The organism is Porticoccus hydrocarbonoclasticus MCTG13d, assembly GCF_000744735.1.
GTDB lineage: Bacteria > Pseudomonadota > Gammaproteobacteria > Pseudomonadales > Porticoccaceae > Porticoccus > Porticoccus hydrocarbonoclasticus.
Genome location: NZ_JQMM01000001.1, coordinates 905,739 through 919,275, shown reverse-complemented (window position 1 = coordinate 919,275; position 13,537 = coordinate 905,739). Strand labels below are relative to the sequence as shown.

13 protein-coding genes and 1 other RNA gene are annotated in these 13,537 nt (G+C 55.7%); 5 read left to right on the top strand and 9 right to left on the bottom strand.

Annotated elements, in window-relative coordinates; genetic code table 11:
* Positions 1–19 precede the first annotated feature (19 nt).
* The 8 genes from mraY to rnpB form a co-directional block, all read right to left on the bottom strand.
* Complete coding sequence (mraY, locus tag U740_RS04430; RefSeq protein WP_036859275.1) at positions 20–1,102, bottom strand: phospho-N-acetylmuramoyl-pentapeptide-transferase; 1,083 nt, start codon at positions 1,100–1,102, stop codon at positions 20–22.
* Between the two features lie 2 nt (positions 1,103–1,104).
* Positions 1,105–2,463 carry a UDP-N-acetylmuramoyl-tripeptide--D-alanyl-D-alanine ligase gene (locus U740_RS04425; RefSeq protein ID WP_036859274.1) on the bottom strand — a complete coding sequence of 453 codons (1,359 nt, stop codon included), beginning with the start codon at positions 2,461–2,463 and terminating at the stop codon, positions 1,105–1,107.
* Entirely contained in the window at positions 2,460–3,962 is a 1,503-nt protein-coding gene (locus U740_RS04420; RefSeq protein ID WP_200877102.1) for a UDP-N-acetylmuramoyl-L-alanyl-D-glutamate--2,6-diaminopimelate ligase, read from the bottom strand. The genes U740_RS04425 and U740_RS04420 overlap by 4 nt, the downstream gene beginning before the upstream one ends.
* Entirely contained in the window at positions 3,962–5,704 is a 1,743-nt protein-coding gene (locus tag U740_RS04415) for a peptidoglycan D,D-transpeptidase FtsI family protein (protein ID WP_152556784.1), read from the bottom strand. The genes U740_RS04420 and U740_RS04415 overlap by 1 nt, the downstream gene beginning before the upstream one ends.
* Positions 5,701–6,006 (bottom strand): cell division protein FtsL, encoded by a 306-nt coding sequence (gene ftsL / locus U740_RS04410; RefSeq protein WP_036859273.1) that lies wholly within the window; start codon positions 6,004–6,006, stop codon positions 5,701–5,703. The genes U740_RS04415 and ftsL overlap by 4 nt, the downstream gene beginning before the upstream one ends.
* A complete protein-coding gene (gene rsmH / locus U740_RS04405) occupies positions 6,003–6,938 on the bottom strand; it encodes a 16S rRNA (cytosine(1402)-N(4))-methyltransferase RsmH (protein WP_036859271.1) in 936 nt (311 codons plus the stop codon). Before rsmH ends, ftsL begins: the two co-directional genes overlap by 4 nt.
* A 17-nt stretch (positions 6,939–6,955) precedes the next feature.
* Positions 6,956–7,411: a division/cell wall cluster transcriptional repressor MraZ gene (mraZ, locus tag U740_RS04400; RefSeq protein ID WP_036859270.1), complete on the bottom strand. Its 456-nt coding sequence runs from the start codon at positions 7,409–7,411 to the stop codon at positions 6,956–6,958.
* Between the two features lie 456 nt (positions 7,412–7,867).
* Positions 7,868–8,254: RNase P RNA component class A (rnpB, locus tag U740_RS11940), an RNA gene on the bottom strand.
* Positions 8,255–8,417: 163 nt separating this feature from the next.
* Here rnpB and U740_RS04395 point away from each other — a divergent pair.
* Positions 8,418–9,125 (top strand): ParA family protein, encoded by a 708-nt coding sequence (locus tag U740_RS04395; RefSeq protein ID WP_081890839.1) that lies wholly within the window; start codon positions 8,418–8,420, stop codon positions 9,123–9,125.
* 21 nt (positions 9,126–9,146) lie between these two features.
* Here U740_RS04395 and rsmI read toward each other — a convergent pair whose 3' ends face one another.
* Positions 9,147–9,983 (bottom strand): 16S rRNA (cytidine(1402)-2'-O)-methyltransferase, encoded by an 837-nt coding sequence (rsmI, locus tag U740_RS04390; RefSeq protein WP_036859269.1) that lies wholly within the window; start codon positions 9,981–9,983, stop codon positions 9,147–9,149.
* 5 nt (positions 9,984–9,988) lie between these two features.
* Between rsmI and U740_RS04385 the strand changes: the two genes are divergently transcribed.
* The 4 genes from U740_RS04385 (at position 9,989) to U740_RS04370 (ending at position 13,533) form a co-directional block, all read left to right on the top strand.
* On the top strand, positions 9,989–11,887 hold the full coding sequence (locus U740_RS04385) for a penicillin-binding protein activator (RefSeq protein ID WP_081890838.1): 1,899 nt from the start codon (positions 9,989–9,991) through the stop codon (positions 11,885–11,887).
* Positions 11,888–11,960: 73 nt separating this feature from the next.
* On the top strand, positions 11,961–12,350 hold the full coding sequence (locus U740_RS04380) for a YraN family protein (protein WP_235189812.1): 390 nt from the start codon (positions 11,961–11,963) through the stop codon (positions 12,348–12,350).
* 23 nt (positions 12,351–12,373) lie between these two features.
* Positions 12,374–12,961 carry a D-sedoheptulose-7-phosphate isomerase gene (locus U740_RS04375; RefSeq protein ID WP_036859266.1) on the top strand — a complete coding sequence of 196 codons (588 nt, stop codon included), beginning with the start codon at positions 12,374–12,376 and terminating at the stop codon, positions 12,959–12,961.
* Positions 12,961–13,533, top strand: coding sequence for a BON domain-containing protein (locus U740_RS04370; RefSeq protein WP_036859264.1), 573 nt, complete (start codon positions 12,961–12,963; stop codon positions 13,531–13,533). Before U740_RS04375 ends, U740_RS04370 begins: the two co-directional genes overlap by 1 nt.
* The last annotated feature ends 4 nt before the right edge of the window (positions 13,534–13,537 follow it).

The following is a 13,537-nucleotide window of genomic DNA, read 5'->3' as shown; positions in this document are numbered from 1 at the left end:
CCACTCCCGTATCCTTCCCTTAACGCAGCTTCAGGGTAGCCAGGCCAAACAGCACCAGCACCAGCGTAATAATCCAGAAACGCACAATCACGCGCGGCTCCGGCCAACCTTTCAGTTCAAAATGGTGATGGATCGGCGCCATGCGAAAAATCCGCCGTCCGGTCAATTTGAAGGAGGCCACCTGCATGATCACCGAGACGGTTTCCAGTACGAACACACCCGCCATAATGAAAAACACAATTTCGTGGCGCACGATCACTGCGATGGTACCCAGTGCCGCCCCCAGCGCCAGCGCACCCACATCCCCCATGAATACCTGGGCCGGGTAAGTGTTGAACCAGAGAAAACCGAGACCGGCACCACCCAGTGCTGCGCAGAACACCACCAGTTCGCCCGCGCCCACCACATAGGGAATGTGCAGATAACTGGCAAACTGGGCATTGCCCACGGCGTAGGCGATCACCCCCAGTGCACCACCGATGACGACACTGGGCATGATCGCCAACCCATCCAGGCCATCGGTCAGGTTGACAGCGTTGCTGCTACCCACGATCACGAAATACGCCAGCAGCACATAGAACAGGCCCAGTGGCAGCGCCACCTCCTTGAAGAACGGTACGATCAGTTCGTTCTCCGCACCGGTACTACCGGTGTAATAAAGAAAAAAGGCAGCCCCAAATCCCGCAACCGACTGCCAGAAATATTTCCACCGGGCCGGCAGGCCACGGGAATTTTTTTCCACCACTTTTCGATAATCATCCACCCAGCCAACGGCGCCGAAGGCCAGCATCACCGCCAGAACCACCCAGACATAACGGTTAGTGAGATCGGACCAGAGCAGCGCACTGATAAAAATGGATAGAATAATCAGTGCGCCACCCATGGTCGGTGTGCCGGATTTACTGAGGTGGCTCTGTGGGCCATCGTTGCGCACCGACTGCCCAATCTGCAGATGGTTGAGCCGGCGGATCATCATCGGACCCAGCACCAATGACAGTCCCAACGCGGTGAGCGCACCGAGAATGCCGCGAAATGTCAGGTACTTCACCACGCCGAAAACGGTGAAGTACTGTGTCAGGTAGTCTGCCAGTAAAAGCAACATGGCTAGTGTTCCCCCAGTTCCGTTATCATCTTCACCACAGTGTCCATGGCCATGAAACGCGATCCCTTCACCAACACCACGGCATCTTTATCCAGCAGGCTCTTTAATCTTTCCAGCAGCTGTTCCTTGCTGTCTAGATGTTCGGCCCCTTCACCAAACTCGCGAACCGTATTGATCGACAAAGGCCCGACTGCGAGCAGGTGACAGACACCCCTGTCAGCGGCATAACGCCCCACTTCACCATGCAGTGCAGCTTCGTTGTCGCCCAGCTCACCCATGTCGCCCAACACCAGAATCTGTTTTCCGCGGATAGTCATCAGGGTATCCACTGCGGCTTTTACGGAACCGGGGTTAGCGTTGTAGCTGTCATCAATCAGCGTGCCGCCAGAGGCCAACACCTGCCTGTGCAGACGACCCGGCACTGCCCGGACTTTGTTCAGGCCGGCGGCAACTGCGCCTAGGTCGGCACCCGCTGCATGGGCACAGGCCGCCGCGGCCAGCGCGTTGGCAACGTTGTGGCGACCGCTGACCGCAAGCTGTACCGCGGCTTCGCCGACGGGGGTCACCAGCACAAACGAGTAACAGCCCTGCGGGTCTGACACCATGGTTTTGGCACGAAAATCTGCGGATTCGTTGACGAGGGAGTAGCTGACTACCCTGGCCAGAGTGGCCGCACGCCATTGGGGCGCCCAGCTTTCATCGAGATTGATCACGGCGGTGCCTTCAGAGCAGACGCCGCTGTATATTTCTCCCTTCGCGCTGGCAATCCTCTCCAGACTGCCAAAACCTGACACATGTGCGGGCAGTACATTATTCACCAGCACCACATCCGGCTTCGCCAGACTGCATAAGTAGCTGATTTCCGACGGCCCGCTGGCACCCATTTCGATCACGGCAAAACGGTGTTTGGCTGTGAGACTGAGCAGAGTCAGCGGCACACCAATCTGGTTATTCAGATTGCCTTTTGTGGCCAGCACGGAGCCACATTCGCCGAGAATAGCGGCCACCATCTCCTTGACGGTGGTTTTGCCGCTACTGCCTGTAATCGCCACCACCGGCCCGTGGAAGCGTCGGCGGTTCAACAATGCGAGCTGGCCAAGCGCCACCGTCGTATCCGGCACGACCCACTGGGGTAGATTGATGTCCCTGTCGGCGTATTCCACGACCATTCCGGAGGCTCGGGTGGCCACATCAGGCAGAAAATTGTGGGCATCGAAGCGCTCACCGCGCAAGGCGACAAACACATCGCCCTCACGGATATGACGGCTGTCCGTACTGACCGCGCTAAATTCACAATCGGGATACATGAGTGTGCCGCCAAACGTTTGCGCTGCCATCGTCAGGGTCATCGGCTGAATCATCGACACCCCCCTCGCTGCTTCAGCGCCAGCCTGGCCTGTGCCTGATCGCTGAACGGCAACCGTTCGGCACCGATCAACTGGTAGTGTTCGTGCCCCTTGCCAGCAATCAGCACGACATCGGCATCGGCCGCTTCCCAAACCGCGCTCTGAATGGCCAGAGCGCGATCGGCAATGGCGTCCACGACAGCACCTGCTGCGACGCCCCGAACAATATCGGCAATGATCTCGTCGGGCTTTTCACTGCGCGGGTTGTCGCTGGTCACTATGGTTCGATCAGCCAGCTGGCTGGCGATTGCACCCATTTGCCCACGTTTGCCCCGATCACGATCACCGCCGCAACCAAATACGCACCACAACTGGCCTTTGCAATGCTCGCGCAAGGTGAGCAACACCTGCTCCAGGGCAGCTGGCGTGTGGGCATAATCCACTATCACCATCGGCCCGACGCCTTTGGTGATTTTCTCCATACGACCTGTCACTGACTGCAACCCCGGCAACACGCTCAACACCTGCTCCAGGGGCAGACCCTGAATGCAGGCAGCGGCCAATACCGCCAGCAGATTTTGTAAATTAAAACGGCCCAGCAGAGGACTGACGAGCAAGCCCTCCCCCCAGGGCGTTATTACATTGGCCTGCAGGCCACTGGCGGAAAAGGTGATGTCCGAGGCATACACAGCAGCGGCAGGATTGCACAGTGAGTAGGTATACAAAGCGACGGATGCGGGCAACTGCAAGGTCATTTCTGCACCCACCGGGTCATCAATGTTGATCACTGCGTGGGACAATCCCGGCAGGGTGAACAGCCGCGATTTGGCATGAGCGTAACTCGCCAGATCATCGTGATAATCCAGATGATCGCGACTCAGATTGGTGAATACCGCAGTATCAAACTCCAGGGCCGACACCCGGCATTGATCGAGACTGTGGGAGGACACCTCCATCGCCACACGATCTACCGACGCATTGACAAAATCCGCCAACAGCGCCTGTAGCGTGATGGCATCCGGTGTGGTCATACCGGTTTCAGTGAGTGCCACCTGACCGTCGCGCGCCACGCCACAACCCAGCGTACCGATTACTCCGGCCGGATAACCCGCCAGACTGAATAACTGCGCCAACAACAGACTGCAGGTAGTTTTACCATTGGTGCCAGTGATGCCGGTCAGTAACAGTGACGCCGAGGGATCGCCATAAAAACGTCCCGCCAGCTCGCTCAGCTGACGATTCAGGCCCTCGACCGGGATCACTCGCGGGTCCCGGCAATCGAGCCCATCCGCCTCGGCCAGTGCTGCGACAGCGTCGGCTGCCAGTACTTGGGGCAGGTAGTCGCGGCCATCGGCTCTGGTACCGGGAATCGCGATAAATAGTTGGCCCGGTTCGATCAGGCGACTGTCGAGACACAACCCTTTAACAGATATGCCGGCCAATGCGGCAGGCAGAGACATCCCCGGCAACAGGGTTGCCAGTGTTGGCAGCGGCGTGTTCGCGGATGATGTCATCACGTGGCATCTCCGGGCTGACGATTGTTCAACACCACTTCCTGCTGGACACTTTCCAACGATGGCGGAATTTTCAGCATTCTCAGGGCATCGGCAGTCACTTCGGAAAATACTGGCGCAGCCACTGCCCCGCCAAAATAATCGTCACCCCGCGGATCATTGATCACCACTACGGTCACCAGCCGCGGGTTGTCAGCAGGCACCATCCCGGCAAACATCGAGACATAGCGATGTTTCTCGTAGCCAAATTTGCCCACCTTGTGCACCGTGCCGGTTTTTCCTGCCACATCGTATGAACTGATCGCCGCCCGGGTGGCTGTACCGCCCGTTTGGGTGACATGGGTCATCATCTCTCGCATGGTGGCAGTCAGCTCTGGATCCACCACCTGCTCGCCGACCGGGACATCATTCACACTGAGCAGCGATACCGGTTTTTTCAGACCGTTGCTGGCGATCACGGCATAGGCCTGGGCCAGCTGTAATGCCGTGGCAGAAAACCCGTGGCCAAAAGCGAAGTTGGCCCGCTCGATTGAGGGCCAACGACGGTAGTCAGGCAGGCTGCCAGGGCTCTCTCCGGGGAATCCGGTGCCGGGACTTTTTCCCATCCCCACCCGGTAGAACATCTCCCGAATATGCTCCGGCTCAAGATCCAGTGCCAGCTTGGTGGTGCCTACCTGACTGGATTTGGTCAACAGCGTGGTCAGATCAATCACCCCATAGTTGCGATGATCGTAGAAAGTCTTTCTGCCGACCCGTATTGAGCCGGGATTGGTATCAATCAGGGTTTCGGGTGAATACTTGCCGCTTTCCAGTGCTGCCAGCACAGTGAACGGCTTCATGGTGGAGCCGGGTTCTACCAGATCGGTCACTGCGCGATTGCGCAGCGCATCAGAACTCAGCTGGCTGCGATCATTGGGGTTGAAAGACGGCTGATTGGCCATCGCCAGCACTTCGCCGGTTCGCACATCCAGTATAACCACCGAACCCGAGACGGCCTTGAATTTACCCATCGCCGCCTTGAGTTCACGGTAGGCGGCATATTGCAGGCGCAGGTCGATACTGAGGGCCAGATTCTGTCCCGGCTTTTCGCTGTGCACCAGCGCCAGATCCTTGATTACCCGACCCTTGAGATCCTTGAGAACCTGCTTTGCCCCGGGCACACCGGTTAACAGGTGGTCGTAGGCGAGCTCCATACCCTCCTGACCACGATCATCGATATTGGTAAAGCCCACCAACTGGGCTGCAACTTCTCCGGCAGGATAAAACCGTTTGTATTCCGGCTGACCAAACACTCCTGGCATTTCAAGTTTGAGTACCTGCTCCGCCTGCTCGGGTGTCACCTGACGCGCCAGATACATAAACTCTTTGTTGTCATAACGAGCCAGTCGCTGCTGCAGCTCCTCCCGGGTAATAGACAGCAAACTGGCCAGCTCGGTGAGCTCGGGCGCCTGGTTATCCATCAACTTTGGATTGGCCCAGAGTGTTACAACCGGTGTACTGACAGCGAGCGGCTCGCCGCGACGATCGGTAATGACGCCCCGATAGGCCGGAATCGTTTCGGTCCGGACTGTGCGCGCCTGCCCCTGTATCTGCAAAAACTCATAACCGCGATCGACGTCCGGCAACACCTGCAGGCTGGCGATATGCCAGAAACCTGCCACCGGCAGAATCGCCAGCACCATCACCACCAGCATGTAACGCCAGCGCTGAATGGTGAGCTTGTTGGGCCTGATGCCACTCATTCCACTTTCTCTCCGGCACGCACCACAATAACTTCACCGGGTTTCGGCACCCGCATCTGCAATTCCGATTTGGCCAGTTGCTCCACGCGACTCAGCGAAGCCCAAGAACTCTGCTCCAGCAAATAGCGGCCCCACTCAACCTGAAGCGCATTGGCTTCCTGTTCAAGTTTGGCCAGCTCGTTGTAGAGCTGGCGACACAGGTGACTGACATAGATCACCGACAGTGCCGAGAGCACCAACAACAGCCACAGCACCGGCAGCCAGCCGCCCGTGCGAACGGTTAAAGGGCGCCTGGCAATCACGACAGTTTCTCCGCAACACGCATCACGGCACTTCTGGAACGCAGGTTAGCGGCCACTTCAGCCGAACCGGGTTTACTTGCCTTGCCCACAGAGCGCATCCGCCGAACAATATCTTTCTCCATGATGGGCAGTCCTTTTGGCAGCGGCTTGCCGCGTTCTTTCTCCCGGATAAACCGCTTAACGATCCGATCTTCCAGCGAGTGAAAACTGATAACTACCAGCCGCCCACCAACTGCGAGCACGTCCAGAATTGATGCCAACGCGAGCTCAAGATCTTCCAGCTCGCGGTTAATAAAAATTCGGATGCCCTGAAAAGCCCGGGTCGCGGGGTGTTTGCCCTTTTCCCAGGAGGGATTGGCTTCAGCGACAATCGAGGCCAACCTCGCAGTGCGGGTAATTGGTTGCTCGTTGCGGGCGGCAATAATGGCCCTCGCCATACGCCGGGCAAAGCGCTCTTCGCCGTAGTCGCGCAGCACCCGTGTGATCTCCTGCTCTTCTGCGGTTGCCAGCCAGTCGGCCGCACTGATACCGGATTCCGGATCCATGCGCATATCCAGAGGCCCATCGCGAAGAAAACTGAACCCCCGCGATGCATCATCCAGCTGGGGAGAGGAAACACCCAGATCCAGTAGCACCCCTTGAACTTCGCCTAACCTATGCTGGACCGAGACCATTTCAGCCAACTGCGCAAAGGAGCCACGAACTATCTGAAAGCGTTTGTCTTGGGCAAATTTTTCGCTGGCAACCTTACAGGCCACCGGGTCTTTGTCGATTCCCATCAGCCGACCCCGCGCACTCAGCGCAGCGAGAATTCTGGTCGCGTGCCCGCCCCGGCCGAAAGTGCCGTCCACGTAAAAACCGTCGGGGTCGGTGACAAGGGCAGAAACTGCCTCGTCCAGCAGAACGGTCGTGTGTTCGACCTGTGCCGACATAGCCCCTTACCTCAGCATTACAGTGACAGGGATTGCATTTCTACCGGTATCTGCAGATCGCCTTCGCTGTCAGCCAGCCAGCTCTCTCTACCGGAATTCCAGTTTTCTTCGCTCCACAACTCAAAGCGGTGGCGCTGGCCTACCAGCACCACTTTCTTGTCCAGTTGCGCGTATTGGCGCAACTCCGGGGGGATCAGAACACGTCCGTTACTGTCCAGTTCCAGCTCTCGGGCATGGCCGATCAGGATTCGCTGCAACTTGCGCGTCAGCGGGTTGAAGGAAGGCAGTTCCGCTATTTCTTCTTCAATCTTTTCCCATTCCTGTAGCGGGTAGATCAGCAGACATTTATCCTGTATATCGATAGTGGCAATCAGGCAGCCACCACAGCTGGCTTCCAGGGAGGCACGGTACCGCGCGGGCATGGCCATTCGCCCCTTGGTATCCACATTAATTTCGTTGCTGCCTCTGAACACTGCTATCGCCCGACTCGAAATGACAGGAGGATTAGGTGAGAAAACCCACTTCGCCCCACTTTTACCCACTTTTCGTCACTATATGCTGACCAAGACCAATGTCAAGGCAAAAAAAGGGACCCGAATCACGAAAAATGTTTCGAAAACTCAACAACTTGCGATTAAGAACAGCAGACAGAAAAGCTTGTTGAAAAATATAGCGAAGATAAACAATTCGCTAGAATCTTCCGTTAATGTTTTACATTAACTTTCAAATAACGATGCACGGGCAAACACACAGGAAGATTTTTTTGATTATTTTTTGATCAAATCAGAGAGGCGAAAACGGGTTGATCCCGGTACTGTATTCCGGCGGCATTGGGCTGTCGACTTTGATAAGTTCCAGGGACTCAACGCGAACATGAGCACCGCCCATCAAGCCGAGGAACAAGCTACTCAAAAAAAGGGGGAGTAAAAAATGGGAGTTGGCCGATAAGCCGGGTTCTGTCTTGGACAACCATTCCTCTAGGGTGCACGTCACCGTACACCTCAAGCAACCTACCCGGATCCAGCGCGGGCCACGCCAAAGGATCCCTATTTGGTCTTGCTCCGAGCGGGGTTTGCCGTGCCACAAACTGTTACCAGTTGCGCGGTGCGCTCTTACCGCACCCTTTCACCCTTACCTGTGCCACAACGTATTGCGGCCATCGGCGGTCTGCTCTCTGCTGCACTTTCCGTAGGCTCACGCCCCCCAGGGGTTACCTGGCACTCTGCCCTATGGAGCCCGGACTTTCCTCCCCTTCACTCCCACCATCACCTGCGGAGATAGCGAGAAATTAAAGCGGCGGTTGCCTGGCCAACTCCCGCGGCAAGGTTAGCACGAAGCCAGCCCCGCTGGCGATTGGCAAAAGCGGCAAAAAACTCATTGCACAGCAGGCGTATTGGTCATTTTTTGATCTGATCGTGGTTTCTGCGAAGCGTTGTTGGGTAGCCTAGGTAATCTTGCGAATCATACGGGACCAAAGAGATGCAAAGAATCGTGGTAATGAACCCCAAAGGAGGCTGCGGCAAAACGACACTGTCCACCAACCTGGCCAGTTATTTCAGCCATCGGGGCAAAGTAACCACATTAATGGACCTGGACCCCCAGGGCTCGAGCGTGTTCTGGGCTCACAAACGGCCAGAGACAGCCTCCTACGTTCAGTTGGTGGATGCACACCACGCACCACAAAATGTCACTCGCAGCTGGGCAATTCAGCCACCCCGCAATACGGAAGTGCTGGTTCTCGACACGCCAGCCAGACCGGATCTGGATAATCTTAGCCCATTGCTGCGTGAGGCGACCGCTATACTTTTGCCGGTGTTAACGGCCGAATTTGATTTGCACGCCATTGCCACTACCGTCCAGCAACTGCAGCGGATGCTGCCGTCCAAACAGACTATCGCCATGGTCTTGAATCGTGTGCCGCGAACTGTCACCACCGCCAGACAGGCAGAAGCGTTGACCAAACAGTTTCGACTTCCGGTCATCGGCAGCCTGCGCAATTCGTGCAATTACCTCAACGCTGCCGGCCAGGGCCTCGGCATGGTCGAAATGCACGGAGCCCACTACAAGGGTGATCAAAAAGATATCGCGCGCATTGCCGAATGGTGTGCTGGCAAAACATCGGGCAAGCCTGTCCGGCAATTCAGGCAAATCAGCCCGGAAACCATTGCACTGGCCTGCAGTGCCTGACCGGCCATACCCGGACCGGCTTCAATCGGGGCGCAATGAAAGCGCCAACTGGTAAAGCGCGTTTTTCCGGCCGCCGGTAATTCTGGCCGCCAGTGCAGCAGCCTGTTTGACGGGCAGATCATCCAGCAGCGTTTTCAGGATTCTCAATTGCTCTGCCTCGGACGCACTGACAGCATCAACGTTCCCTTTCACCATCACCACCATTTCGCCCTTTTGCTGGTTGCTGTCCGCACAAACCTGCTGCAATATTGTCGTCAGGGTACCGGTCAGGAATGTCTCGAAGGTCTTGGTTATTTCTCTGGCCAGCACGGCTTCACGGTCGGGGCCGAAGGTGGTAATCATATCCCTAAGTGTGTCGAGTATCCGGTGAGGGGACTCATAAAAAATCATTGTCTGGGCTGATTCGGCAAGGGTTTCAAATCTTTTCACTCTGGCAGCAGTTTTTGGCGGCGGGAACCCCTCAAAACTGAATCGGTCACTGGGCAAGCCAGAAGCGCTCAGGGCTGCAATAGCGGCGCAGGCACCGGGGATCGGCGTGACCCTGATGTCCTGCAACCGGGCCTCTCTGACCAGGCGGTAGCCTGGATCAGAGATCAACGGCGTTCCCGCATCCGAGATGAGCGCCACCGTCTGGCCCTGTACCAGCATATCGAGAACCCGGCCCATCTGTCGCTCATCGCTGTGATCGTGATAGGCAACCAGCGGTGTATCGATGCCGAGATGTTTCAGCAATCGACCACTGTGACGGGTATCCTCTGCAGCAATGAGATCAACCGCATGGAGAACCTCAACGGCTCGGGGTACCATATCACCCAGATTACCAATGGGCGTGGCCACCACATACAATTGACCCGGCATAAGAAATGACACCTATGTTCAAATTCAGAATAACAGCGATGGTGCTGCTGGGACTGGTTTTAGTGCTCGGCGGCTGCACTCAGACGGGCCGCGACACACCTAAAACCGGTCCGGCGACACCCCTGAGTCCCGCAGAGCGCGCCGAACAGGCGCTCTCACTGGCCGCGAACAGCATAGCACCGCACCGACAACTCCACCAACTGGATGCTGCCGAGCTTCTGGTACTCGCGGGGGACAACCAACAGGCCCTAAAGGTATTGTCATCAATTGATCAGAATGCACTCTCCGGTCAACGCCTTGTGGACTTCCACCTGCTGTTCACCGAAGTGGCCATGGGTCAGGAACGGTTTTTTCTCGCCAGGGACTTGCTCACGGACCCGGAATTCTCGGCCAATACTGGTCAACTGCCGACCAGCCTCCGGGTTAAGTGGCAAAAACTGCGCGGAGAGCTGTTTTCACTATTGGGGGAAGATGAGCAAAGCATTCGCGCTTACGCGGAACTTTCCAGCCTAGTGACATCACCCGGGGAGCAGACAGCCATTTCCGAAGCGATATGGCGATTGCTGACCCACATTTCACAGCAGCACCTGGCGGCATTGCAGGCAACAGAATCCGATCAGCTGTTACAGGGCTGGTACACACTTGCCAGCAGGGTTCGGGAAAACCAGGGCGATATGGACAAACAGCTCCGCGAGATAACAGATTGGCAAATCAAGTGGTCGGAGCATCCCGCTGCTCTGAATCCGCCACCATCACTCACGGCATTGCAGGAAGTCGCGAATAATCTCCCTGAACAGATTGCAGTGCTGCTACCACTACAGGGTTCCCTTGCAGAAGCGGGCAAGGCCATTCGCGGCGGCATACTGTCCGCCTGGTATGACGTCAGAGGGGCTAGCGGCAAGACACCATTAATACGTTTCTACGACACGTCCTCCAGCGACGACATCGGCCCACTCTACCAGCAGACTATCAGCGATGGGGCCGAGCTGATCATAGGCCCGGTACAACGGGAAAAAGTTGCCCAATTACTCGCCCTTCCGGAGCTGCCGGTACCGACAGTGGCGCTCAATTATCTGGATACACCCAGCACCGAAGTCCACCAGAATTTTTTTCAATTTGGCCTTTCCTCCACCGCTGAAGCACGTCAGGTCGCCGACCGGGCATGGCTCGAAGGACGCCGATTCGCACTAGCCATCACGCCAGACTCCAGCTCGGGAATACGTGCATTGGCAGCATTCAGGGAGCGCTGGCAAGAGCGAGGGGGCACGCTGGTCGAAGTTCCCGCCTACGGAGCATCCCAGAGCGATTTCATCGCGTTGCTAAAGCCCACACTTCAGATTGAACAGAGTAGTGAGCGCAATAACCGCTTACAGCGTTTACTCGGAAAACAACTGGCTCATACACCCAGGCGGCGCCAGGATCTGGATATGGTTTTTCTGATCGCCTCACCCAATCAGGCACGACAGATCAAACCCACACTGGATTTTCTTTTCGCCAGTGATCTCCAGGTTTATGGCACTTCCCAACTTTTTAGCGGCATACAGGATCCGGGACGCAATCGCGATCTGGACGGGGTTCGTTTCAGCGCCATGCCCTGGACACTCCCCGGCTACAGTGCCGACTCTATGGGACCAGCAGAAGATCTTGAACCTATTTACCGGCATATGTTTGCGCTGGGCATTGATACCTACCATTTGCACCAATGGCTGGGACAGATGTTGCTGTTTCCCAATATCCGACTCCCCGGGAACACCGGCATGTTATATCTGACGCCACCGGACACCATTGAACGTGAACAGCCCTGGGGCATTTTTAAAAATGGCAGGGTGGTTCCCGCCATACAATTGCAGAAAAAAATCCCTGAAGCCGAGCATCAGGCGGCTTCCTCACATCAAACCCCTTGATAGCAGTGAAAAACTGTTCCGGTTATCGGGAAAATACATACGGGGAAAAGCATCAGAAAAAAGGAATTTTCAAATGATGAAAGGGAAACCACCAGCCCGCTCAAACCAGAGCGGTGCTATTGCCGAACAATGGGCCAGAACATTTTTGGAAGGGCAGGGCCTGGTGACGCTACATCGGAATTACCGGACCCCACAGGGAGAAATCGACCTGATAATGCAGGAGGGTCAGACCGTGGTCTTTGTCGAAGTTCGACTGCGCAACCATGCCGCCTTCGGTGGTGCAATCTATAGTATTGATCACAGGAAACAACGGCGAATCATTGCAGCGGCCAGGCATTTTTTACAAGCCACCCAGACGTGGGACAAGGTAGCCTGCCGTTTTGACGCGGTGTGCCTCTGCAAAGACATCACTAATGACCCATCTTATCAGGTAGAATGGCTACCAAACGCCTTTGACCACTAACCCCAGAAAACCAAAGAAAACCTATGGAATCCAGTGTTATTGAGCTATTTCACGAGAGCATTGAAGCGAAAATGGCTTGTGGCGAGATACTGGCACCACTGATTGCCGAAGCCAGCACAGTGGCGGTTCAACGGTTACTCCAGGGGCAGAAGATACTCTGTTGTGGCAATGGCCTCTCCGCCTCACTATCAAATATTTTTTCACAATCCCTGTTACTGCAATATAAACTGGAAAGGCCGGGTCTACCGGTAATCTGCCTGAACAGCAATAGCTCTACAATTACTGCTATCGGTCATTATCACAGTGTCAGTGAAATTTTCAGCAGACAACTGAAAACCCTGGGCCAGGCAGAGGATGTACTGGTCATTTTCAGCCTCGGGACCAACCCAAGCAATCTGGTACAGGCGATTCACACCGCCCATGACCGCGGCATTTCTGTCATTGGTTTTACTGGTACAGGCGATGTCGACCTGTCGGCATTGCTGAGCGGCGACGATATTGAAATTCGCGTTGATCATCATGACCGACATCGCATCAGCGAAATTCATTTATTGAGCCTGTTCTGTCTTTGTGAGCTTATTGATCAACAATTGTTTGGAGGAAATTCTTGATGTTGCCACGTCTGGCACCTCTGTTACTCGCGGGTATGCTGGCTCTCTCGGGCTGCACCAGTATTATCCATGCAACCACCGACGAGCCAATCAAGCCCGACCCCTCGTCCACCTCGCTGGGCACCGATATTGATGACTGGCAGATGGAAACGCTTATCGGTGTCAATATCAAGAAAGCCCACACAGACCTTGAAAGCGCTCACGTCAACATTACAGCATACAATGGCGTGATTCTGCTGACCGGTGAAGTGGCTACCGGAGATCTTCGTACACTGGCGGGTGATACGGCAAGAAAGTTTCGCGGCGTCCGCCAAGTACATAATGAACTGCAGATACGCACCCCAACATCCCTGATCTCGAGAAGCAATGACACCTGGCTAACCACCAAGGTAAAGGCCAAGCTGATTGCTGAAAAAAACCTGAAATCGTCGACCATAAAAGTGATCACCGAAAACAGTGTGATCTACCTGATGGGGCTCGTGACACATAGTACCGCCGACCATGCTGCCCTGATTGCCAGCAAGACCCGCGGCGCTCAGCGGGTTGTGAAGGTTTTTGAATATATCGATTAACAGT

Coding starts and splice junctions, on each gene's coding strand:
- mraY (WP_036859275.1), bottom strand. CDS start 1,102: ATGTTGCTTTTACTGGCAGACTACCTGACACAGTACTTCACCGTTTTC.
- U740_RS04425 (WP_036859274.1), bottom strand. CDS start 2,463: ATGATTCAGCCGATGACCCTGACGATGGCAGCGCAAACGTTTGGCGGC.
- U740_RS04420 (WP_200877102.1), bottom strand. CDS start 3,962: ATGACATCATCCGCGAACACGCCGCTGCCAACACTGGCAACCCTGTTG.
- U740_RS04415 (WP_152556784.1), bottom strand. CDS start 5,704: ATGAGTGGCATCAGGCCCAACAAGCTCACCATTCAGCGCTGGCGTTAC.
- rsmH (WP_036859271.1), bottom strand. CDS start 6,938: ATGTCGGCACAGGTCGAACACACGACCGTTCTGCTGGACGAGGCAGTT.
- U740_RS04395 (WP_081890839.1), top strand. CDS start 8,418: ATGCAAAGAATCGTGGTAATGAACCCCAAAGGAGGCTGCGGCAAAACG.
- rsmI (WP_036859269.1), bottom strand. CDS start 9,983: ATGCCGGGTCAATTGTATGTGGTGGCCACGCCCATTGGTAATCTGGGT.
- U740_RS04385 (WP_081890838.1), top strand. CDS start 9,989: ATGACACCTATGTTCAAATTCAGAATAACAGCGATGGTGCTGCTGGGA.
- U740_RS04380 (WP_235189812.1), top strand. CDS start 11,961: ATGATGAAAGGGAAACCACCAGCCCGCTCAAACCAGAGCGGTGCTATT.
- U740_RS04375 (WP_036859266.1), top strand. CDS start 12,374: ATGGAATCCAGTGTTATTGAGCTATTTCACGAGAGCATTGAAGCGAAA.
- U740_RS04370 (WP_036859264.1), top strand. CDS start 12,961: ATGTTGCCACGTCTGGCACCTCTGTTACTCGCGGGTATGCTGGCTCTC.